The sequence below is a fragment of the Chryseobacterium sp. JJR-5R genome (assembly GCF_034047335.1).
In the GTDB taxonomy this organism is placed as follows: domain Bacteria; phylum Bacteroidota; class Bacteroidia; order Flavobacteriales; family Weeksellaceae; genus Chryseobacterium.
Genome location: NZ_CP139137.1, coordinates 1272234 through 1295159, shown reverse-complemented (window position 1 = coordinate 1295159; position 22926 = coordinate 1272234). Strand labels below are relative to the sequence as shown.

General features: G+C 41.3%; 13 protein-coding genes. 6 read left to right on the top strand and 7 right to left on the bottom strand.

The features are described 5' to 3' along the window. Positions 1–230: 230 nt before the first annotated feature. Positions 231–1370 carry an acyl-CoA dehydrogenase gene (locus SD427_RS05995; protein ID WP_320560370.1) on the bottom strand — a complete coding sequence of 380 codons (1140 nt, stop codon included), beginning with the start codon at positions 1368–1370 and terminating at the stop codon, positions 231–233. A gap of 274 nt (positions 1371–1644) precedes the next feature. Here SD427_RS05995 and SD427_RS05990 point away from each other — a divergent pair, with 274 nt between their 5' ends. Further along, positions 1645–3423 (top strand): long-chain fatty acid--CoA ligase, encoded by a 1779-nt coding sequence (locus tag SD427_RS05990; RefSeq protein WP_320560369.1) that lies wholly within the window; start codon positions 1645–1647, stop codon positions 3421–3423. A 117-nt stretch (positions 3424–3540) separates the two neighbouring features. Here SD427_RS05990 and SD427_RS05985 read toward each other — a convergent pair whose 3' ends face one another. Both SD427_RS05985 and SD427_RS05980 read right to left on the bottom strand, forming a co-directional pair. After that, entirely contained in the window at positions 3541–4317 is a 777-nt protein-coding gene (locus tag SD427_RS05985; RefSeq protein WP_056223198.1) for a zinc ribbon domain-containing protein, read from the bottom strand. 4 nt (positions 4318–4321) lie between these two features. After that, positions 4322–5419 carry a Nif3-like dinuclear metal center hexameric protein gene (locus SD427_RS05980; RefSeq protein ID WP_320560368.1) on the bottom strand — a complete coding sequence of 366 codons (1098 nt, stop codon included), beginning with the start codon at positions 5417–5419 and terminating at the stop codon, positions 4322–4324. A gap of 63 nt (positions 5420–5482) precedes the next feature. On the opposite strand from SD427_RS05980, the gene SD427_RS05975 reads away from it, so the two are divergent. Continuing rightward, positions 5483–6310 (top strand): ion transporter, encoded by an 828-nt coding sequence (locus SD427_RS05975; RefSeq protein ID WP_320560367.1) that lies wholly within the window; start codon positions 5483–5485, stop codon positions 6308–6310. A 48-nt stretch (positions 6311–6358) separates the two neighbouring features. Then, positions 6359–6517, top strand: a complete 159-nt coding sequence (locus SD427_RS05970) for a hypothetical protein (RefSeq protein ID WP_320560366.1) — start codon at positions 6359–6361, stop codon at positions 6515–6517. Between the two features lie 160 nt (positions 6518–6677). Here the strand turns inward: SD427_RS05970 and SD427_RS05965 are convergent, their stop codons facing one another. From SD427_RS05965 to dnaE, 4 genes are all read right to left on the bottom strand, one after another. Beyond that, positions 6678–8648 (bottom strand): T9SS type A sorting domain-containing protein, encoded by a 1971-nt coding sequence (locus SD427_RS05965; RefSeq protein ID WP_320560365.1) that lies wholly within the window; start codon positions 8646–8648, stop codon positions 6678–6680. 134 nt (positions 8649–8782) lie between these two features. Further along, on the bottom strand, positions 8783–10375 hold the full coding sequence (locus SD427_RS05960; RefSeq protein WP_320560364.1) for a GEVED domain-containing protein: 1593 nt from the start codon (positions 10373–10375) through the stop codon (positions 8783–8785). Positions 10376–10858: 483 nt separating this feature from the next. After that, on the bottom strand, positions 10859–14188 hold the full coding sequence (locus SD427_RS05955) for a fibronectin type III domain-containing protein (protein WP_320560363.1): 3330 nt from the start codon (positions 14186–14188) through the stop codon (positions 10859–10861). 428 nt (positions 14189–14616) lie between these two features. Next, a complete protein-coding gene (dnaE, locus tag SD427_RS05950; RefSeq protein ID WP_320560362.1) occupies positions 14617–19290 on the bottom strand; it encodes a DNA polymerase III subunit alpha in 4674 nt (1557 codons plus the stop codon). Positions 19291–19571: 281 nt separating this feature from the next. Here dnaE and SD427_RS05945 point away from each other — a divergent pair, with 281 nt between their 5' ends. The 3 genes from SD427_RS05945 (at position 19572) to SD427_RS05935 (ending at position 22879) form a co-directional block, all read left to right on the top strand. Beyond that, entirely contained in the window at positions 19572–19904 is a 333-nt protein-coding gene (locus tag SD427_RS05945) for a PadR family transcriptional regulator (RefSeq protein WP_320560361.1), read from the top strand. 4 nt (positions 19905–19908) lie between these two features. Continuing rightward, positions 19909–20520, top strand: coding sequence for an HAAS signaling domain-containing protein (locus SD427_RS05940; protein WP_320560360.1), 612 nt, complete (start codon positions 19909–19911; stop codon positions 20518–20520). 286 nt (positions 20521–20806) lie between these two features. Further along, positions 20807–22879: a thiamine pyrophosphate-dependent enzyme gene (locus SD427_RS05935; protein ID WP_320560359.1), complete on the top strand. Its 2073-nt coding sequence runs from the start codon at positions 20807–20809 to the stop codon at positions 22877–22879. Positions 22880–22926: the final 47 nt, after the last annotated feature.

The following is a 22926-nucleotide window of genomic DNA, read 5'->3' as shown; positions in this document are numbered from 1 at the left end:
TTTTTAATAATATTTTAATAAAAATCCCGTTTCATGAAAAGTTATTATTGCTAATTTTATCCCAGCAATTTCAGAAAACAATTTAACCAAAAGCAGAAAATCCTATCCAATAGACAGAAGTGATTGTTTAAGATAAAATAAAAACATATTATTAATATTTTGTGGTTCGTGTGAAGTAAAAAGGCTCTCAGAAATGAGGGCCTTTTACTATTTCATATATGATTAAGCAATTACTTTGCAATGCTTCTTGAGATAACGATCTTCTGGATTTCAGAAGTTCCTTCATAAATCTGGGTGATTTTTGCATCCCTCATCATTCTTTCCACATGGTATTCTTTCACATATCCGTATCCGCCGTGGATCTGCACTGCCTCGATGGTGGTATCCATTGCCACCTGGGAAGCGTATAATTTTGCCATCGCCCCGCTTTCGGAAATGTCTTTTCCGGCATCTTTTTCTACCGCCGCCTTATAGCAAAGCATTCTTGCCGCCGTGATCTGGGTTGCCATATCCGCCAGCTTAAATGCAATTACCTGGTGGTTGATGATCTCCGTCTTGAACGCTTTTCTTGTTTTTGCATACTTCAAAGCCAGTTCATAGGCCCCTGAAGCAATACCCAGTGCCTGAGACGCAATACCGATCCTTCCTCCGTTCAATACAGCCATCGCAAAATTAAACCCGAAACCGTCTTCACCGATTCTGTTTTCCTTAGGTACTTTTACATTGTTGAAGAGCAGAGAATGCGTATCGCTGCCTCTGATTCCCAGTTTGTCTTCTTTCAATCCGATTTCAAAACCTTCCCAGCTTCTCTCCACGATGAATGCATTGATTCCTTTGTGTTTTTTCTCAGGGTCGGTTTGTGCGATAACGATATAATAACTTGCGGTTCCGCCGTTGGTGATCCAGTTTTTGATCCCGTTCAGCAGGTAATAGTCGCCTTTGTCTTCAGCAGTGGTTTTCTGGGAAGTGGCATCAGAACCCGCTTCAGGCTCAGACAGTGCAAATGCCCCGATTACCTGCCCGCTGGCCAGAGGGGTAAGGTATTTAACTTTCTGCTCTTCGGAAGCAAATTTTTCAAGACCTGCACATACCAATGAATTGTTTACAGACATTACAACAGCCGCAGAAGCATCTATTTTTGCAATCTCCTCCATCGCAAGAACATAAGACACGCTGTCCATCCCTGCTCCTCCGTATTTAGGGTCTACCATCATTCCCAACAGTCCCATTTCCCCCATTTTCTTTACCTGCTCTGTAGGGAATTTCTGATCGCGGTCCCTTTCTATTACACCGGGTAACAGTTCGTTTTGTGCAAAATCCCTTGCCGCCTGCTGAATCATCAGCTGTTCTTCTGATAAATTAAAGTCCATAAAAATCGAATAATTAGATGGTCGCTAATTTACACTTTTTGATGAAACCTGAAAACAGAATTAAAGATTCGTCAGTAAAATCCAAAAATTATCCATTAAATAAAATTCAACATATTATTTAATAAATTAAAGTATTGTTAAAATATAGTTCATCATATTGGGAAGCATCTTTAATCTTTTGCGCATAAGGCTGTAAATGCTAATTTTCAGTTTTCATCCGGACAATTAAAAAAAATGCTTATATTTAAAATCCTAACCCGTATTTTAAAAAATCATGACTATTAAAAGATTATTCGATATACCTCATTATGCTTTAGATCAATATCCGAAATCGGATATGTTCGTTACGAAGCATCAGGGCGAATGGAAAAAGACCTCTACCCAGGAATTCATAAATGAAGCCAACAAAATATCAAGAGGTCTTTTGAAGCTTGGCATCAAACCGGGTGATAAAATTGCTTTGATTACCACCAACTCCCGTACGGAATGGGCTATTATGGATCTGGGGCTTTCACAGATCGGCGTGGTTTCCGTGCCGGTATACCCAAGTATTTCACCGGAAGATTATGAATTTATTTTTACCAATGCCGAAATTAAATACTGTTTTGTTTCGGATAAAGATCTTCTCCAGAAGGTGATGAAGGTAAAACACAATATTGCATCCCTCCAGGGTATCTTCACTTTTGACCAGATCAGCGGTGCCGCCTACTGGAAGGAAATCCTGGATCTCGGTGAAGATGATTCTACCCAGATTGAAGTGGAAGACCTGTCCAATGCCATTAATCCTGAGGATCTGGCAACGGTTATTTACACATCGGGTACTACAGGCAAACCGAAGGGGGTGATGCTGACGCACCACAACATTGTTTCAAATGTCCTGGGGTCTATCCCAAGGATCCCGAAAAAGAAAAGCCTGGATTACAAAGACACACGGGTCTTAAGCTTCCTTCCGATCTGCCATATTTTTGAGAGAATGCTGTTCTACCTTTTCCAGTACAACGGTTTTTCAATTTATTTTGCGGAGAGCATTGATAAAATGGGAGAAAACGTGAAAGAAGTGAAACCACACTACATGAGCGTTGTACCGAGGCTGGTAGAGAAAGTATATGATAAAATTTATGCCACCGGTTCGTCTGCAGGAGGCTTAAAACAAAAAATATTCTTCTGGGCACTTGACCTGATCTCCAGGAAAAAAACGGTTTCCAGGCCGTCCGGACTACAGGAAATTATTGCTGACAAACTGGTGTTCAAAAAGTGGAGAGAAGGCCTGGGCGGTGAAATTGTCACCCTGGTTTCAGGTTCCGCCGCTTTGTCCACAAGGCTTAACCTGATGTTCCAGAATGCCGGGATCCCTATCCTGGAAGGTTATGGACTGACGGAAACATCGCCGGTAATTTCCGTTAATACCTTCGGTAAAATGAAAGTGGGAACGGTTGGCCTGCCACTGGACAACCTGAAAGTAAAAATTCAGGAAGACGGTGAAATTACCGTGAAAGGCCCTTCTGTTTTTAAAGGGTATTTTAAAAATGAACAGATGACCCAGGAGGTTTTTACTGAAGACGGCTATTTCAGGACCGGCGATATCGGGCATGTTGACAGTGACGGATTTTTACAGATCACCGACCGGAAAAAAGAAATGTTCAAGACCTCCGGCGGAAAATATATCGCGCCGCAGACCATAGAAAATTTAGCCAAGGCCTCCAAATTTATTGAGCAGATCATGGTGGTGGGAGACGGTGAAAAAATGCCGTGCGCCTTTGTTCAGCCTGATTTTGAGTTTGCTAAAAACTGGGCTATGAGAAACAACCTTACTATCGGTTCTACCCCGCAGGAAATTGCAAAGAGCCCTGAACTAAAGGAGCGGATAAAAAAAGAAATCGACAGCATGAATGAACACCTCGGAAACTGGGAACAGATCAAAAAGATCGAGCTGACCCCGGAAGTATGGAGTATTGACGCGGGGCTGCTTACCCCGACCTTGAAGCTCAAAAGAAAAGCGATTAAAGAAAAGTTTATTGATCTGTACAATCATATGTATGAGCATCACGGGTAAAAAAGATAACCGCTTCATACAGACCGGAGCGGTTTTTCCTTCCCCCTCGGTCATAAAAAAAGCTGTCTCAAATAAATAGAGACAGCTTCTGTATTTTAAAACCGTAATTAATTGATACTAAAACTTAATTACAGATTTCATTCTTTCGTTTTCTTCCATTACCAACTCATCATCAACAAGGATTTTACCTGAATGCTCATCAATAATGATTTTCTTTCTCTGGGCGATTTCCATCTGCTTCTGAGGCGGAATGGTAAAGAATGACCCTTTAGGAGCCCCTCTTTCCAACCCTACTACGGCAAGTCCGTTCGGAGAATTGGTTCTGATCCTGTTGTAAGAAGCCAGTAGTCTTTCATCGATTTTGGATGCATATTCCTTAGACTGCTCGATAAGGTATTCCTCTTCTTTCTGCGTTTCGGAGACCAGGCCTTCCAGTTCTTCTTTTTTGAATTTAAGGTGATTCTTAAGATCATCGATCTTTTCATTCAGCTCATCCAGCGTTTCATTTTTGTGACCGATCTTAGCCCCGAACTCCTTGATTCTTTTTTCAGCAAGCTGAATTTCAAGTTCCTGATATTCAACCTCTTTGCTTAATGCTTCAAACTCTTTATTGTTTCTTACATTATCCTGCTGAGACTTATACTTTTCAATTAAAGTTTTTGCATGACTGATAACTTCATGCTTCGTTTTGATCTGGTCATCCTGCTCTTTGATATCTGCATGGAATTTTTCAGCTCTCTTTTCAAGACCTTCGATTTCAATCTCAAGATCCTCTACTTCGATTGGCAATTCTCCTCTTGTATTTCGGATTTCGTCCAATCTAGAATCAATGATCTGCAAATCGTATAAAGCTCTTAACTTTTCTTCAACTGAAATATCGTTGGTTTTTGCCATATTTTTAAATAAAATAATTTACCGGGTTTGTTTTCTCAATAGATTTTGAGATTGCAAAGGTAGTGAATTTTTGTGAAAAAATTTCAAATAATTGTTGAGTTACAAATTGTTCTGACTCGAAATGCCCGATGTCGCAGATCAGCATTTTTGATTCTGCCAGGAAAAAATCATGGTATTTTACGTCTCCCGTAAGGTAGGCATCGCATTTTTTAGACACGGCAGACCGGATCCCGCCTGCTCCTGAACCTCCCAGTACCCCTACCCTTTTGATTTTTTTATGATTAAAATCCGAATGCCTGATGACTTCCAGATTAAATTTTTCCTTAACCATTCTCAGGAAATCCTTTTCATCCAACGGTTCTTCAAAATCACCGTACATCCCGAGGCCTGCGTATTGGTTGGTATTATCCAGGCTGTACACCTGATGGGCAACTTCTTCATACGGATGTGCATTTTTCATAGCCGAAACCACCTGCCCCTGCTTATAATCTTCAAAAATTACCGAGATCATGTCTTCATCTGCATTTTCCCTGACATCCTGCTGGCCTGAAAATGGGTTTGACCCTTCAACCGGCCTGAAAGTCCCGTCCCCGTTAACCGTAAAGCTGCATTCGTCATAGAACCCGATACTTCCCGCCCCTACTGCAAACAGTGCCTCTCTTACTTTTTCCGCATGCTCTTTAGGCACAAAGACCGTCAGCTGCTTTAAACTGTTTTTCTTAGGCTGAAGAATTTTAAGGTTTTTCAATCCCAGCCGGTTACAGATTCCGTAATTGACCCCGAAGAAATCATTATCAAAGGCGGTATGGATGGCATAGATGGCAACTTTATTTTCAATGGCCTTCAAAACCGCCCTTTCCACATAGTTTTTTCCGGTTAATGATTTCAGCCCTGAAAAAATAATCGGGTGGAAACATACAATCAGGTTGCAGTTTTTCTGAATGGCCTCATCCACCACATTTTCAAGGGCATCGTGGCAGATCAGGATTCCGCTTACATTACGATCCCAGGACCCGCACAGCAGCCCCACATTATCAAAATCTTCTGCCTGCTGTAGAGGAATCCGCTTTTCAATCTTTGAAATAACTTCTCTAATTTTCATTTTATTCTGTATGTTTGCTTACGAAAGTAGGGATAATTTATTAATTTTAAAAAAAGATTTATCATGGAAAAAGAGCACAATCTTATTCCCGGGGATGCGCTCTGGAAAAGACATCTCTACAGGATTATTTACCGCTCGGACACGAAGTTAGGGAAACTGTTCGATATTACATTGCTATCCCTGATTCTCATCAGCACGTTTATTATAATGATGGAAAGTGTTCCGAAGCTTGATAAGCGGTTCCATTATACGTTTATCATTTTAGAATGGGTTATTTCCGTGTTTTTTACTGCTGAATACTGGTCCAGGATTGCAGTGATCAAAAATAAGAAAAACTACATCTTCAGTTTTTTCGGGATTATTGATTTCCTGGCACTGGTTCCTTTTTACCTGAGCTTTTTTATCCCGGTAACCAAATACTTCCTCATTTTCAGGATGCTGAGGATGCTGAGGGTATTCAGGGTGTTTAATCTTCTGGATTTCATGAACGACGGCACGGTGATTGTAAGGGCTTTGAAAAACAGCTCAAGAAAGATCTATATTTTCCTTCTGTTCCTGATTATCTTCTCCGTAATTGTAGGCTCCCTTATGTTTATGGTGGAAGGCGGGAGGCCGGGTTTTGAAACGATTCCGCAGGCCATTTACTGGGCCGTGGTTACCGTTACCACGGTAGGTTACGGTGATGTATCGCCGATTACGCCGATGGGGAAATTCTTTGCCGTAATCCTGATGCTGGCAGGTTACTCCATCATTGCCGTACCTACGGGTATTGTAACTGCTGAAATGCGCAACAAAAGACAGAACCTGGAAAAAATCTGTGAGCGTTGCGGAAATGAGGATATTGATGACGACGCGCGGTACTGTAAACAGTGTGGCAAGAAATTAGCTTAGTAAAACTATCAACATAATTTATAATCTATTAATAAATACTGCAAAATCATGGAACCGACAAAAAAAAATAAACCGCACATCTCCATTGTTATCCTGTTTTCTCTAATTGCATTGATGGTAATTGGCTACCTTATCCTTGTGATGTTTTTCCCGGCCGTTTTTTCCGGCCTTAACACTTCTGAAATCCAGCCGGTAAATGACAGGTAAAACAGGTACATTATGAGAAAATTACTACCATTTTAAAAAGCAATACTGAATATAAAAAGGCGGCCGAATTAACGGCCGCCTTTCTTATTGGTTTACAGGATCATTAAGAATAAATCCTGCATTGTAAAATACTACACGCTGATTTTCACTCAGCGACAGACTATTTTTTAATCGTTTTAACCGTCTGTTTAGAACCGTCTTTCATATGCAATGTCACCATATACATGCCTTGTTTCAGTTCTTCCAAATGAATGGCTGCTCCTGGATTATCAATTACCCTTACCAGCCTTCCTGCAGCATCAGATACAGAAACCGACTTTACATTGGCTGCATCTGAAATATTCAGCACATCAGTAAACGGGTTCGGATATAGCCTGATCTTATTTTTATCAGCTTTTACTTCAGAAGTTGCCAGTACACCTTTGGTTATGGTAATGGTAAATGCTCCTTCCGGTTCATCTGACCAGCCGCTGTAATGGCCCACGTTTACGTAATAGGTATTTCCTGACATTGTAGGGATCGAAATTGCTTCCGCCATCCCTTCACCGGTGCTATCTACCGTATTTTCACATGATAAAGCCGAACAGTTCCCGCTGTATACTCCGATCTGGGAATCAAAATCGCTTCCTGCAGGCGGGGTAACCGTAATATTGAAAGTATCTCCATCTCCTACAAATTTAAACCAGGTTCCGTCATTCATGTCATTACTGCTGCATGCAGTTACCATTCCGCCTCCGTTTGTAGCTCCGCTGCCGTCACTCTGAACATAGGTATAAGGAAAAGCCGTTGCCGATAATGCACCGCCGCAATCATCATTGGCAGGCGGCGGCGGGAATGTTCCCACGCAGATATCAAAACTCTGATTGCTCCCTGCACCGCTGTAGCTGTATACCCTTACCCAATAGGTCTGTCCTGCTGTAAGGCCTGTTGCTACCCCTGAATTCGGGTCTGAACACAGTACATTGAGAAGTGCCCCGCATCCTCCGCTGAATACCTGGAAATAGGTATCCGTATCGGAAGTACTTCCTACAGACTGGACGTTGAGAAGGGAAATTTTATGAGTAGATGCTGTGGCTACAAATTTAAACCATACGTCGTCGTCGGCCGTTCCGTAACAAGGATCCGGATCCGTTCCGGAATCTGTCGCTCCGATTGTATATCCGGCAGTTACCGTACCACAGTTAGTATCCGGGTTAACGGTTAAAGTTAGTGCTGTTGCACATTCGTCATTTGAAGGTACAGGCGGCGCTGATTTAAACATGACATCCGTACATCCTGTAGATTCGCCTCCGGCACCTACTGCTGTTATCCTGAGATAATAATTTGTATTGGGGGTAAGAGGTGCGGAAGGCGTGAAGCTGTTTATTGCTACTGCAGCCTGATTTACAACATTCGTTCCTCCGGGAGTGGTCCCGATAGATACTTTGTACCCTGTGGCTCCTGAAGAATTGTTCCATGTAATAACAGGTGATAGAGGAATAAATGTAGCATTATTAGCCGGATATGTAATCAGCGGGCATGCCGGAATAGGGTTTGGCGCCAATCCGTCTATTGTGATTACCGATTTGTAATTTTCCAGATTTCCGCTTGCCGGCGGAGCAAAGGGATCCGGATTGGTATAATCGTTTTTATAGTATATGGTGGAGTTGGCAGCTCCCGTGTATACATACATGGCTTCTTCATAATCATTATTATCGTAACCGGCAGAATTCTCTTCGGCAGCAACTACCAGATTAGAGGTGTTATTATAAGGGAAAGGTGTTGGAAACACAACCTCAATAACACCGTTTACGAGGGTAACGGTTCCTGAAAAAACCTGTGTAAGCTGGGTAGCAGGAATCCAGTCTGCATCTGATGCGAATGATGTTTTTGCAGTCTGCCCCAGATAAACTACCCATTCTGAAGAACTGGCGATAGACATGGAAGGATCCATATAAAACTTAAGCCCTGTAATATTCCCCGCTGCATTGGCATTGATCTCCTGTTTCGTGAAAATCTGCTGGGTATAGGAATATCCATAATACGTACTGATAGGAGCAACGCCTACCTCTGTACTTCCGGCCCCTAAACTGACCTGGGCACTGAGCGCCATACTTATGCACAACAGGCATGAAAGTAAAAATCTTGTCATAATCGATATTTTTATTCGTTATATGCTAAATTAGTCATAAAATTGTTAAATCTGTATTAATAATTACATTATTTTAATAAAAAAAGCAGCTAATATGAATAGCTGCTTATATAATCGATAAAAAGTATTAAAGTTTATTTTTTGATTGATTTTACCGTTTGCCTTGACCCGTTTTTCATTTCTAAAGTGATCAGGTAGATCCCTTGTTTCAGGTCTCCAAGCTGAATTGCTGAGCCCGGATTTGCAAGTGTTTTGATCAATCTGCCGGAAACATCCGTTACCAGAACATTTTTCACATCTGCTGCATCAGAAATATTCAATACGTCAGAGAATGGATTTGGATATACTTTAACAGAGTTTTTAGCTGCTACGGTTTCATTTGTCGATAAAACATTCTGTTCAACTACAAAATTGTCTACAAAGAATTCTACATCGCTTGCATCGGCAACGTTGCCGTTTGTCCCGTAAAATCCAAACCTGGTGTTGGCACTGTTATATCCTGTAAGATTGAATACATATTGGTTTGAATTGTTTGAAGGCGATGTATTGGTATCCCAGGTCTGAAGGACCGTCCATGTAGTTCCGCCATCCTGTGAAACCACAAACTGAACCAGGTCATCTGACCCCAGGTTGCCCGGTGTTGTATTGCCATATTCAGTAAGGCCATAGTCGAATTTCACACGGTATCCTCCTGCAGAAAGATTAAAAGCAGGTGTAATCAGCCATGCATTGAAAGCAGTAGGAGAGAAAATGCTTGTATAAATATTCAGTTTAACAGCCCCGTCATACCCGTTATTTAAAAACCCGTCATCATTCCAGTTGGAAGTTGTTCCCGAAGGTGTTGTAGCAGGCGTGCCGCTGTCAGCTCTGCTCCAGCAATCGTTGGTACCGTCAGCAAAATCAAAAGTATAGCTAGGTACTATGACAGAACACGATGTGGTAAATGTTGCAGAAGAAGACCATCCACTTTTATCAGTTGCGGTACATACCGATCTTACCCATACATAATACGTAGTAATAGGTGATAAACCGGTGAGCGACTTGCTGACCGCAGGACTTGCTACAGACCCTGTAGCTGCAGTAGTACTTACCGGTGACGTATTGCTGGTGGAAAGATAATATTCATATCCTGTCCCTACGGCAACCGAAGGAGCTGTCCATGATAAGGTAGCGGTGGTATCCGCTACGCCTGTAACTGACACGCCGGTCGGCGCCAGGCAGCTGGGTACCGCACCGATATTCACGGTATAATCATGGGCTTCCCCATATCCGTCTGTGTTACACGGGATGGGCTGTGAACTGTACCTGTCTGCCAAACGCATCCTGTGTACACCTAACGGTGCGGTTGCAGGAATTGTAATTGTACCATCCGTAGCGATTACAGACCCGGAAACGCTGCTGCCGGATGCTACCAATTCGGTAGTTTCATCGAAGGTTCCGTCATTATTGAAATCAATCCACATCTTTACATTCTGGGTTGAAAAATTATGTGTTACGGTAAACGGATAGTTAACACCTGCATTCAGATTGATGGTCTGCGAAGTATAATCACCGTATGATCCGGAAGAACAGCCTGTATCCAGATGACTGAACCCAGCTCCCGGAATAGTAAAACTGTTAATCTGGTCCCCGTAGGCACAGCCGCTGGCAAACTCAGGAACACAGTAAGACTGTGCATATGCTGAAAGTGCTAAAGAAAAAAGACCAACTGATAAAATTTTTTTCATTCTTAAAATTTTTATATTAAATTAAATTAGATTAACAATAAGATCACCGCGTTAGCAGTCGGATAAAATGAATAGATAAAGCACCCGTTTACTTACTTTAATTAAAGTAGAGTTAAAATTTAAAAACCATTATAAATACAGGGAAAATGCTTCACGCTTTCAACATAATTTTAAAACTTAAATATATTAATAAATTTATTTTAAATACTAAAAAAAGCCAAATTATATAGATTAAACAATCAAATAACTCTAATATTTATCATTAAAACAAACAATCATTTAATTTTTTAGAAATAACTCAAAACAGTGACTAATTATAAAATATAGACAATCAGTGTTTTATATTTTAGTCATAATACAGGGAAATAACATGGTATAAAACTTAACATAATAAATTTTTTATGAAAAATAACCTGGGTTATGTTTAAAACAAAAAATAGCGGCTGAAAATCAGCCGCTATTTAACTTATTTTATTAAAAGTTTTACTTTTTAATTACCTTAACAGTCTGTCTTGAACCGTCTTTCATTTCTAAAGTCACTAAATACATTCCCTGCTTAAGTTCTTCCAAATGAAGAGCCGAAGAAGGAGCTGCAATTGTTTTAACCAATCTTCCTGAAATGTCAGTTACCAATACATTTTTAACATTGCTGATATCTGAAATGTTCAATACATCAGAGAATGGGTTAGGGTATACTTTTATACTGTTTCTGGTAACAGAAGTTTCAGTTGTTGATAATGACTGATTCAGCGCATAGCTTACATCATCAATCAAAACACTGTTGGAAGGTGTTCCGGTATGTTTGAATACCAGTTTATTTACTCCCGCAGGAACTCCTGTAATATCCAATGAGTAGTTATCAATGACAGTTGTACTCGTAGAAGTATAAGTTCCTAAAACCACAAACGTTGAAGTATCAGAAGGATTTGTTAAATATCCGATCTGTACGATTCCTCCGGCAGTAAAATTAGCTCTTCCCTTGAATTTAAGGGTATAGTTGCCGGATTGTAAGTTGGAGATTTCCGGTGTAGCCACCATTCCGGTAGAAGTTCCGCTGGTATAGATGTATAATGCATTTGGTGAGCTGATAGCCGTACTTGCATTAATTGCTCCGTAACTTGCGGTAGTTCCGATACTGGTCCAGCAGGCAGGAAGACTTCCTACATTGGATGAATCAAAGTTTTCATTTAATGTAGTTAACGAACCGCACGCTGTAGCAAAACTAAATGCATTTGACCAGGCACTTGTCTCTGTAGTACTACATTTTGATCTTACCCATACATAATATGTTGATGCAGGAGAAAGACCGCTTAATGACTGTGAAGTTGCTGTGATACCCGTTATAGTCGGAGTAGTAGAACTTGCAGGAGCTGTATTTGAGGTACTGTAATACAGTTCATATCCATTACCCGGTGCGGTTACAGGAGCAGTCCATGCAATATCGGCACTGGTGGTTGTTACATTACCAGCTGCCAATGCAGTAGGCTCTGCACATGAAGGAATCGCTTCCACGGAAAAATCATCAATATGGAAATCGATATCAGGCGAAGTAGAACTTGTAGTTCCTACAAAAGCTATTTTAATATTTCCTGAATATCCTGTAAGATTTATCGTCTCGGTCTGTCCTGTATTGGAATATGTTCCTGCACCGGTGTATGTTTTCAATACATTTGCATTACTCCATGTCGTTCCTCCGTCCGTAGAAATAATTATTCTGAGAAGGTGCGTTCCTAGCGTAGTTTGTGAAGTAGTAGACAAATAACCTGTTACAGCCATTCTATACTTCACTCTGTATGCACCTGGAGTACTTCCCAGGTTTATTGGCTGAGAAACCAACCAGTCACCTGTATTTGTTCCGTACAGGTTGATTCTTACTGCAGCGTTAGTTCCGGTATTTCCAAAACCTGCTTCAGCAGACCATTTACTGGTACCGTATACTAATGTGGATGAAGCAGCTACATCTCCTTTAGCTGCAGTCCAGCATACCGGCAGGAAGGAAGAAAAAGCCTGGACCATCGTTGGTGCATTTTCTACCCCGCAAACGGTAGTGAAGTTTCTTTCGCTGCAAGCCACTGAAGATACGTTTGAAGTATATCCGCTAACTGCATAATAGTATTTGGTGGATGTATTAAGTGCAGAAGGGAAAGTGTAAGAGGTTACATTCCCAAGATCAATATTGTTCGCAATATCTGTTCCGCCCGCTGTAGTTCCTACTCTCAGTCTGTATCCGGTAACTCCGTTAACCGCTGTCCATGTTATTGTTGGCGTTGTGCTCACACCTGTAGCGTTTGCTGCAGGAAGTGATACGGTAGGACATGTGGAAAGTGTCGCAAAATTAGCAGAACTGGACCAAACCCCTTTATCAGTTCCGTTACAGTTTCCTCGTACCCAATAATAATAAGTAGTGGACGGAGTCAATCCTGTTAAGTTAGCCGTAACCACACCGGCAGCAGTTGCCCCTGAAGGAGTTGTGGTATTTAAAGGTGCTGTAGACGAGGTACTGTAATAATATTCATATCCGTTACCCGGTGCCGTTGTAGAAGCAGTCCAGCTGATGGTTGCCGTATCCGGAGTCAATGCCGAAGAAGTAAGCCCTGTCACCGTACTGGCACAGTTAGCCTGTGTTGTAAAGGAACCTGCGGTAGTATATCCGTTACCTGTCCCTGCCAAGTTTGGAATGTGGGAATATGTTGACACCGCATTACCATTTAAAGCCTGAACCTGGACCTGATAGGTTGTATTTTGGATCAGACCGGTAAGTGAAGCCGTAGTTGCAGATACAGGATTCCCGCTGAAGTCAGTCCAGTCACAGCTTCCAAGCGCCCTGTACTGAACATTGTAAACCGTTGCTCCTGTCGGTGCTGTCCAGCTTACCGTTGCTGCTGTATTGGTGATTGCATTGGTAGCAGCGAAAGTCCTTACCGGCAGCTGGGTACCTGGAGTCCATATGTATGTTAGTCCGTTTGGAATTTTAACATTTACGTTGGTGGCAGCAGTGAAAAGCATTGTGCTTGAATTCGCATTTCCTGTTACGGCTTTAGACCAATCACAAGTCGTTCCTGCCGGTACATTGCCAATCATTAACGGACTTACATTGGTTGCATAAACTACACTGTTCCCTCTTATTCCTACTTGAGGGCTATACGTGGATAAACTAGTACCAGGATCTGTACAGGCTCCATATACAATTTTTACCTCACCGGTAGCATAAACCAATCGGATCTGAAAATTTAATTTTTCATTACTTCTATTAGAATAATCAGCGTGATCCTGATACTGGACAACAAATTCAGTTCCCAGATCCTGGTACCTGACTTCCGGAGCTGCCCCGGCAACTGTAGACGAAGCCCCATCCTGTCCGAAAGCAGCAACAGCTCCCGTGGTACTCCCCAAAGTAGACAGCGGTGTATAATTCGTTCCAGCAGGTGCGACACCAAATGCTATATATCCATTTGCGCTTATGTAGATACTGCTAACTGCAACCCCGCCAAAAGTAAAAGGTGAAGGCAAGGCAATAGCAGCTGAAACTTCATTATCATAGGAAGTTCCGGTTCCTGTAGGAAATACTTTCGTTCCTCCTGTAATTGAAGTATAAGGTGCTCCTGTGCCTTTGGCAAAAGAATAGGCTGCAACGTTGGTCTGTGCCAGCGCACTGCTGCCTGTTGCCAGTAAAGCTGCAGCCACAAGCATGCCTTTAAGCCAGCTTTTTTGTCTCGTACCCGTAGCTCCCGGCGTATCCTTTATTGCCCGGCTATCCTGGGTATTGAAAACCGGGTATTCCCGATTATTCAAAATCCTGTAGTTTTTCGTCATAATAATAGCAAAATTAATTAGGACTGTAAAGATAGAATAAATAACAGTTAAAATGTTAAAAAGATATAATTTTTACTACAAAACCATTAATTATGCTAAAACTAATTACAAAAATCAAACAATCATTTGATATCATTGATAAAAACATAATTAAAATTTATTTTACAAAAATTTAACAATCAATACATTACATATTTATCACTCAAATAGGATTTAGTAGAGTTATTCTATTTAACATAATATTAATTTTAAAATAATGATGATTATATTTATAAATAATTAACGATCTTTCACTGTTTTGCCATTATTGATATGTTATCCTGTTAAGCGGCGGTGCGAAACAATATAAACTTATGTATTCAAGCATAAGATATTTAAGTCCTGAAAATAAAAAAGTGGCCGTAGCCACTTTAATAATTCAATTCTTTTTAATTCAGGTAGAACTCATATTTGTTGAGCAGCTGAATCTCTTTGATAAGGTCTCCATTGAGATCAACCGAATGTTTCATCGACTGGACTTCCAGGTGCTCAACCTGAGAATCATCATCCATATGTTTGATATAGAATTTTATTTTCTGGTTCCCCTGATTTTTCTCCAGAACTTTCCTGAAAAAGCCAAGGTCTTCCGGCCTGAAATCCATCACGTCCATTACCAGAGAGATGCTTTTTGCAAATCTTTCAAATGCTTCCTGAAGTTCAATTACTTCGTTCACATTTACGAAAACCCGACCGTCTTTTACCTGGGCAAACTTGATCTTAAAAATAACGAACCGCTGGACTTCAAGCTTTTCCTTCAGCTTCATATAATCCCGGTCCCCCAACCTGAAAGAATAAGACCCGGAATAGTCTTCCAGGGTTACAAAAGCTACTTTCTCACCGCTTCTGAAACCGTCTTTCACTACGTATTCCGTAATCAGGCCGGCAACGGTGTATTCTTTTCCGCCACCGCCGTTTTCACGTTCTTTCTGTATGGTTTTCCAGTCTTTTTTCTTTTCCTCAAAAAGCTCTTCCTGCTTATTGGCAAAAGCCTGCTCTTTATAGGCATCCACCTCATCCAGGTTCAGGAACTGGAACACGCCTTTCGGCTCTGCTTTTTTGGTTACTTCTTCAATGATTTCCTCACCCGTCAGCAATTCATCGGAAACAATTTCCACCAGGTCTGCTGCATCTTCAGGCGTTTCCTGCTCAAGAACCGGCGCTTCATCCGTTACGGGCTTTACTTCTTCTTCTTTCTCAAGGACTGACTTTTTAGAAAGCTGCCCCTGCATAAACCTGAAATGATACCTGAATTCATCCAGCGGATGTGCAGAAAGATAAAACCCAATAATTTCTTTTTCTTTATTCAGCTTTTGCATATTGGGCCATTCCGGGCAAGGGGGTAACTTCGGCTGTTCGATCTGAACCTCATCCGCAAAGTCTGCGAAGAGCGAATTTTCCATCTCATGCCTGCTTTCCTGAAAGCTCTGCCCGTATCTGATGAGCCGTTCCAGATTGGTTCTTCCCGCCATGTCAATATCAAAATACTGGCCTCTGTGGAATTTATCAAGTTCATCAAAAGCGCCTGCCAGTACCAAACTTTCCGCCACCCTCTTATTCATCTGTGAAGGCAGAATGCGCTCAAAGAAATCATAAATATTTTTAAACCTTCCGTTCGCCCTTTCCCGGGTAATCGCTTCACTCGGGCCCTCTCCGATTCCTTTAATAGCCCCGAGGCCGAAACGGATCTGTCCTTTTTCATTTACGGAGAATTTATATTGGGACTCGTTCACATCCGGTCCCAGAACATCCACCCCGATACTTTTACAGTCTTCCATAAACATGGTGATGGATTCGGTATTGTTAATGTTGTTGCTCATTACACTGGCCATATATTCTGCCGGATAATTGGCTTTCAGGAAAGCGGTCTGATATGCAATCAGCGCATAACAGGTGGAGTGTGATTTGTTGAAAGCATATTCTGCAAAGGCTTTCCAGTCATTCCAGATTTTTTCTAGTCGTTCTTCGTTCAGGTTATTTTTCCGTCCTCCTTCAATAAATTTAGGGTACATTTTATTCAGAACGTCAATCTGCTTTTTCCCCATCGCTTTTCTAAGCGTATCGGCTTCCCCTTTTGTAAAGTTGGCCAGCTTCTGGGAAAGAAGCATTACCTGCTCCTGATAAACGGTAATTCCGTAGGTTTCTTTTAAGTATTCCTCGGTTTCCGGCAAATCGTATACAATTTCCTCAATCCCGTGTTTCCTGTTGATAAAGTTAGGGATGTATTTAATCGGGCCCGGACGGTACAGTGCATTCATGGCAATAAGATCGGCAAAAACAGTTGGTTTAAGCTCTCTCATGTATTTCTGCATTCCCGGACTTTCATACTGGAAAATCCCGATGGTCCTTCCCTCCTTAAACAGCTGATAGGTCTTCGTATCTTCAAGCCCTATTTCATCAGGGTCAATATCAATTCCGTGTCTTTGTTTAACCAGTTTCAGTGCATCCTTAATGATGGTCAGCGTCCTTAGCCCCAGGAAATCCATTTTAAGGAGACCGGCACTTTCCGCCACTGAGTTATCAAACTGCGAAACAAGGATATCTGCATCTTTTGCTGCGATGGTTACGGGAACCAGGTTACTCACATCTTCGGGCGTAATAATAACCCCGCAGGCGTGGATCCCGGTATTCCGGATGCAGCCTTCCATTTTCTTCGCACTTGCCAGAACGTCATGACGGGGATCTGAAGGACTGTCGAGCACCGATCTCATTTCGTCGACCAGCATCTGGTCTTCCGGCCTCAATTTATCGTATTTCGACAGTGCTTTCGCAATATTCATTCCCGGTGTGGAAGGAATCAGCTTGGCAATATTGTTTGTGTCAGGAATCGGGAGGTCGAGAACCCTTCCGGCGTCTTTAATGGCAGATTTTCCACCCAGTACAGAGTACGTTATAATCTGCGCTACCTGGTTTTTACCATATTTATCCACTACCCATTTAATAATCTTATCCCTTCCTTCATCGTCAAAGTCGATATCAATATCGGGCATGGAAACCCTTTCCGGATTCAGGAACCGCTCAAAAAGGAGATCATATTTAATCGGGTCTACATTGGTAATCCCGATACAGTAAGCTACTGCGGAACCTGCGGCAGAACCCCTTCCGGGACCTACCCAGACTCCCATTTTCCGGGCTTCGTTACAGAAATCCTGAACAATGAGGAAGTACCCCGGGTATCCTGTATTGGCAATAACTTCCAGTTCAAAATCAAGACGTTCTTTAATTTCTGCGGTAATCCCGGTAGCAACATATCTTTTTTTCGCACCTTCGTACGTAAGATAGGTAAGATAGGCCATTTCGCCGCGTTTCCCGCCGTCAGCATCATCTTCAGCATGGATAAATTCTTCCGGAATATCAAACTTAGGAAGCAAAACATCCCGCTTTAACGTATATGGTTTAAATTTCGCCGTAAATTCATCATAGGCTTCAAAGGCGTCAGGATATGCTAAAAACGTCTCTTTTATCTCATCTGAACTTTTAATATAGTATTCTCCTGTCGCAAGGCCCCTTCTTTTGCCGAACCCTTTTCCGACAGGGGTTGTCAGCTTTTCACCGTCTTTGATACAGCTTACAATATCCTGTATGTTGGAATCATCCTTATTGGTATAAAAAGTCTCGTTCTGCGCCAGGATCTTCACGTTATACTTATCAGCAAAATGAAGCAGGACATCATTTAAGTGTTCTTCTTCAGGAAGCTTATGATTTTGTATCTGAACATAGAAATCATCTTCAAAAGTTTCTTTCCACCATCTGAAAAGCTCCTCCCCTTTCTGCTCACCGGTATTTAAAACAGCATCCGGGATATCCCCGTGGATTCCTGACGTCAATGCAATAATCCCTTCCTTATACTGGGCAATCACGTCGCGGCTTATCCTCGGAACACCGAAGTAGAAGCCTTTTAAGAACCCGATACTTGAAAGCTTTGCCAGGTTCTTATATCCGTTGAAATCTTTCGCCAGCAAAACCACCTGTGTCCTTCTGTCGGGATCGTCTTTGGTAAACTGTTTCTGCTCGTAACGGTCTGAAATATAAAATTCACAGCCTACCACGGGAATCAAAGGTTCTGAAACCGGTTCCTGTTCACTGAACGGCTCCCCTTTTTCCTCAGCTTCCTGTTTTTTGGATAGATATTCCTTGTGTTTTTTTACCCGGTCACTGTTGGCACCCTCTACTGCAGACACAAACTTGAAGGCGCCCATCATATTTCCGAGGTCTACCATTCCGACGGCAGGGAAACGGTCTTCCGATGCTTTTTTAATCAGGTCATTAATGCTTGAAGTAGCGGATAAAGTTGAAAAAACACTGTGGTTATTAAAATTGAAATATCTTCCGAGATCAATATCGTCAATATTTCCTGCATCGACCTGCTTTTTCTTGCTGTTGAAATCCGCCACCTGCCTTCTGACAACAATGTTGAACGGCTTTATCGGATCCGGATGCAGCGTTTTGAAATACGCCAGCTGATCTTCCGAAGTTTTCAAAACCTCGGCAGGAATAATCCCGATTCTCATCATTTCAAAGAAAACCTGGGCAGTGGCATTCACGTCCGCCGCCGCATTGTGGGCTTCATCGAATTTATGGCCGTACAGTTTTTCGTACAGCTCCTCAAGCTTCGGAGATTTATACCTTCCGCCGCGGCCACCTCCCAGCTGGCAGTAATCCGTCCCTAAGATCATGGTATCGGCTTTCGGTTTCTCCTGAAGATGGTCTTTTATATTTTTACGGTAGAATTCCGCACCGACAATATTGTAATCAAATTCAACATTGTGTCCTGAGACAACTCTTACCTTCTCTAATACTTTGGCAAATTCATTTAAAATTTCTTCAAGGTCACGCCCTTCTTCATTGGCAATCTTCGTAGTGATCCCGTGAATTCTAGCTGCGTTAAAGGGGATGTCATACCCTTCCGGCTTTATAATATAATCCTGATTTTCAATTAATGATCCGTTGTCATCATGCAGCTGCCAAGCAATCTGTACCATTCTCGGCCAGTTGTCTGAATCTGAAAGCGGAGCATTGAAATTCTTCGGTAACCCTGTGGTTTCTGTGTCAAAAACTAAATACATAAATCCTGTCTGACTTTTGTTTAAAAAAGAATGTAAAGTTAGGGTAAATTTTTCTGTTTTGAAATTGTTTTGAATGAAAATGGGAGTATTAAAAATCTACAAAATCAATAATTTAACCCGCATTAAAAAAGAAAAAAAAGAAATATTCATTCATATATTATATCACAGCCAGACTCACCTGAACAGATTCATCATCAGATTTTAAAACACCATCCGAAAATTTTTAAAAAATCAAAACAAAATACTTTGTTATACTATGTATTTTGTTTTACATTTGCCATATGAACGAAGAATTTATAGAAAAATGGCAGTCACAGGTTAAGAAAGGAACTTTATCATTCATTGTTCTGCTTGTACTGAAAGAAACTGAGCTTTACGGATATGAACTGATAGAGAAAATAAAACTGCTTACCCATATTGAAATTGCCGAAGGCACCTTATACCCGTTAATGAACAGGTTAAAAAATGAAAATCTGCTGGAATCAAAATGGGTGGAACAAGAAACCGGGATCCCAAGAAAATATTATTTCCTTACAGAAACAGGACAAAAAACTCTTGGAGAAATGAAAATTCAATGGACTGGCTTACAAAAAACATTAAACAAATTAATTTAAAAAAATGGAATTCAAAAAAATACAATTCAACGATACTGCTGCAAAAAAAATATATGAGGAATACCTCAGGCAAATTCAGTCAGCCACAAAAACACTCAGCAAAGCAGATCAAAATGACATTCTGATGGAATTGAACAGCCATATTTATGAAAGTTTAAATCAATCAGGTGATCATCGTGACGAAGTGAAAAACCTCACAAATACATTGAGCAAAATTGGTATTCCAAACGAGGTTTTAAAACCTTTAATTGCTGAAAAGAAATTAAACCAGGCAACGAAAACATTCAATCCGGTCCATATTTTTCAGGCACTCATTCTAAATTTTTCTTACGGAATAATTTATTTTATATTCTTCATTTTGTATCTATTTCTTTTTTCGTTTGTGGCCTTGATATTTGGCAAAATATTCTTTCCGGATCATGTCGGATTTTATTATAAAAGAGGAGAAATCATTCAATACGGCGGGTTTTTGACCAATAAAAATATTCAACAGTATGAAATACTTGGAAACTGGTTTATTCCGACGACCATTGTATTGGGTATGACATTTTATTTTCTGATAACTTTACTGTTAAAACTAAAAAAGTCACTCTCAAAAAGGAAAACCAAATTTTAATAAAAAAATATATACATCAAACAATAACTTGGAATTAAACGATTACATGATACCAACTGTAACCTTACAATTCTGCCAGTATTTTGAGCGCTGGCAGAATTAAGTTACTGCGCTTACTATCAGGATATACAGGATATAAAAATGAAATACTTCAGACTGCATTTTTAAGCTTTATCCTTATTTTACTTGCACATTTCATTGAGAAATTCTGCATTAAAACAAAACAACCTATCAATTGTTAGGCAATAATTTTTAAAAATCCAAAATATGTTTATCTTTGCTTTCTATGGAAAATACACTTCACGAAAAAGTTTCACAGGATATTTTACTTAAAGCTTACAACCACATGATGCTTGCCAAAGCAATGGCAGACATTTACGAAGAAAACAGAAATATTACCAAATACGTTCATAGTACTTCAAGAGGCCATGAGGCCATTCAGCTGGCTACCGCATACCAGTTGAAAAAAGAAGACTGGGTTTCCCCTTATTACCGGGATGAAAGCATTCTTTTAGGAATAGGTTTTGAGCCTTATCAACTGATGCTGCAGCTGCTTGCAAAAGCCGACGACCCTTTTTCAGGAGGAAGATCTTACTATTCCCATCCTTCCAGCAGGGATGAGAACAAACCTAAAATTATTCACCAGAGTTCCGCAACTGGAATGCAGACCATCCCGACAACGGGTGTTGCACAGGGAATCAAATATATCCAAGATTTTGAGTTACAGGATTTTGAAAACAACCCTGTTGTGGTATGCAGCCTTGGAGACAATTCCGTAACCGAGGGTGAAGTGAGTGAAGCACTTCAGTTTGCAGCTCTGCATCAGCTTCCGATTATTTTCCTGGTTCAGGATAACGAATGGGGAATTTCTGTAACAAAGGATGAAGCCAGGACATGCGATGCCTATGATTTCGTAGCCGGATTTACCGGATTAAGCAGAATGAGAGTGGACGGTACCGATTTCGTGGAAAGTTTTGAGGTGATGAAAAAGGCGGTTGATTTTGTACGCAGCGAAAGAAAGCCTCTGGTAGTCTGTGCCAAAACGGTACTGATCGGCCATCACACTTCCGGAGTCCGGAGGGAATTCTACAGGGATGAAGAAGACTTAACCAAACACAGGGCTAAAGACCCTGGGGAAATCCTCAGGAATTACCTGCTTGATGCCGGCACTGATGAGCAACTTCTGAAACAGATCACCAAAAAAGCCCGTCTGGAGGCCGAAGAAGCATTTGAAAGAGCACAGAAAGCGGAAGACCCGAAACCTGAAACGGTCATGCAGCATATCTTTGCACCTACTCCCATTACAGAGGAAACGGGAACCCGGGAACCGGAAGGCGGAGAAAAAATTGTAATGGTAGATGCCGCCATTCATGCGATTCAGGAGATTATGTGGAAACATCCGGAAGCATTGCTTTACGGACAGGACGTAGGGGAAAGAATCGGCGGGGTGTTCCGTGAAACAGTGACTTTAGGGAAGAAATTCGGAAGCAAAAGGGTATTCAATACAGCCATTCAGGAAGCCTACATCATTGGTTCTACGACAGGCATGAGTGCAGTGGGCTTAAAACCGATCGTTGAAGTACAGTTTGCAGATTACATTTACCCGGGTATCAACCAGCTGATTACGGAAATTTCAAAATCAAGCTATTTAAGCCAGGGGAAATTCCCTGTAAGCAATATTATCCGTGTCCCGATCGGAGCTTACGGCGGAGGCGGACCTTACCACAGCGGAAGCGTTGAAAGTATTTTAGCGAATATCAAAGGTATCAAAATTGCTTATCCAAGCAACGCAGCAGATTTCAAAGGCCTGTTAAAGGCAGCTTACTATGATCCTAACCCGGTGGTGATGCTGGAACATAAAGGCCTGTACTGGAGCAAAGTTCCGGGAACTGAAGATGCCAAAACCATAGAGCCTGCGGAAGATTATATTTTACCGTTCGGAAAAGGAAAAGTAATTATCGAAGCAGATAAAGAAGAAACCGAAAAAGGCAGGACTTTATTGGTAGTAACTTACGGAATGGGCGTTTACTGGGCAAAAGAAGCCGCGAAAAACTTTAACGGAAGAGTTGAAGTCATTGATTTGAGGACCATAATACCTTTGGATGAAGAACTCGTTTTCGAAAGGGTGAAAGTCCACGGCAAATGTATCGTCCTGACGGAAGAACAGCTGAACAATTCTTTTGCCGAAGCGTTTGCCCACAGAATTTCCAAGAACTGCTTCCGGTACCTTGATCTTCCGGTTGAGACCATAGGGTCGCTTGATACCCCGGCCGTCCCGATCAACCTGATACTGGAAAAAGAAATGCTTCCGAATGCTGAAAAGCTTGCGAAGAAAATTGAAGAAATACTTACACAGTAATCAATATAACAGCCTCCGGATAACCCGGAGGCTGTTTTTTACACCTT

Coding starts and splice junctions, on each gene's coding strand:
- SD427_RS05995 (WP_320560370.1), bottom strand. CDS start 1,370: ATGGACTTTAATTTATCAGAAGAACAGCTGATGATTCAGCAGGCGGCA.
- SD427_RS05990 (WP_320560369.1), top strand. CDS start 1,645: ATGACTATTAAAAGATTATTCGATATACCTCATTATGCTTTAGATCAA.
- SD427_RS05985 (WP_056223198.1), bottom strand. CDS start 4,317: ATGGCAAAAACCAACGATATTTCAGTTGAAGAAAAGTTAAGAGCTTTA.
- SD427_RS05980 (WP_320560368.1), bottom strand. CDS start 5,419: ATGAAAATTAGAGAAGTTATTTCAAAGATTGAAAAGCGGATTCCTCTA.
- SD427_RS05975 (WP_320560367.1), top strand. CDS start 5,483: ATGGAAAAAGAGCACAATCTTATTCCCGGGGATGCGCTCTGGAAAAGA.
- SD427_RS05970 (WP_320560366.1), top strand. CDS start 6,359: ATGGAACCGACAAAAAAAAATAAACCGCACATCTCCATTGTTATCCTG.
- SD427_RS05965 (WP_320560365.1), bottom strand. CDS start 8,648: ATGACAAGATTTTTACTTTCATGCCTGTTGTGCATAAGTATGGCGCTC.
- SD427_RS05960 (WP_320560364.1), bottom strand. CDS start 10,375: ATGAAAAAAATTTTATCAGTTGGTCTTTTTTCTTTAGCACTTTCAGCA.
- SD427_RS05955 (WP_320560363.1), bottom strand. CDS start 14,188: ATGACGAAAAACTACAGGATTTTGAATAATCGGGAATACCCGGTTTTC.
- dnaE (WP_320560362.1), bottom strand. CDS start 19,290: ATGTATTTAGTTTTTGACACAGAAACCACAGGGTTACCGAAGAATTTC.
- SD427_RS05945 (WP_320560361.1), top strand. CDS start 19,572: ATGAACGAAGAATTTATAGAAAAATGGCAGTCACAGGTTAAGAAAGGA.
- SD427_RS05940 (WP_320560360.1), top strand. CDS start 19,909: ATGGAATTCAAAAAAATACAATTCAACGATACTGCTGCAAAAAAAATA.
- SD427_RS05935 (WP_320560359.1), top strand. CDS start 20,807: ATGGAAAATACACTTCACGAAAAAGTTTCACAGGATATTTTACTTAAA.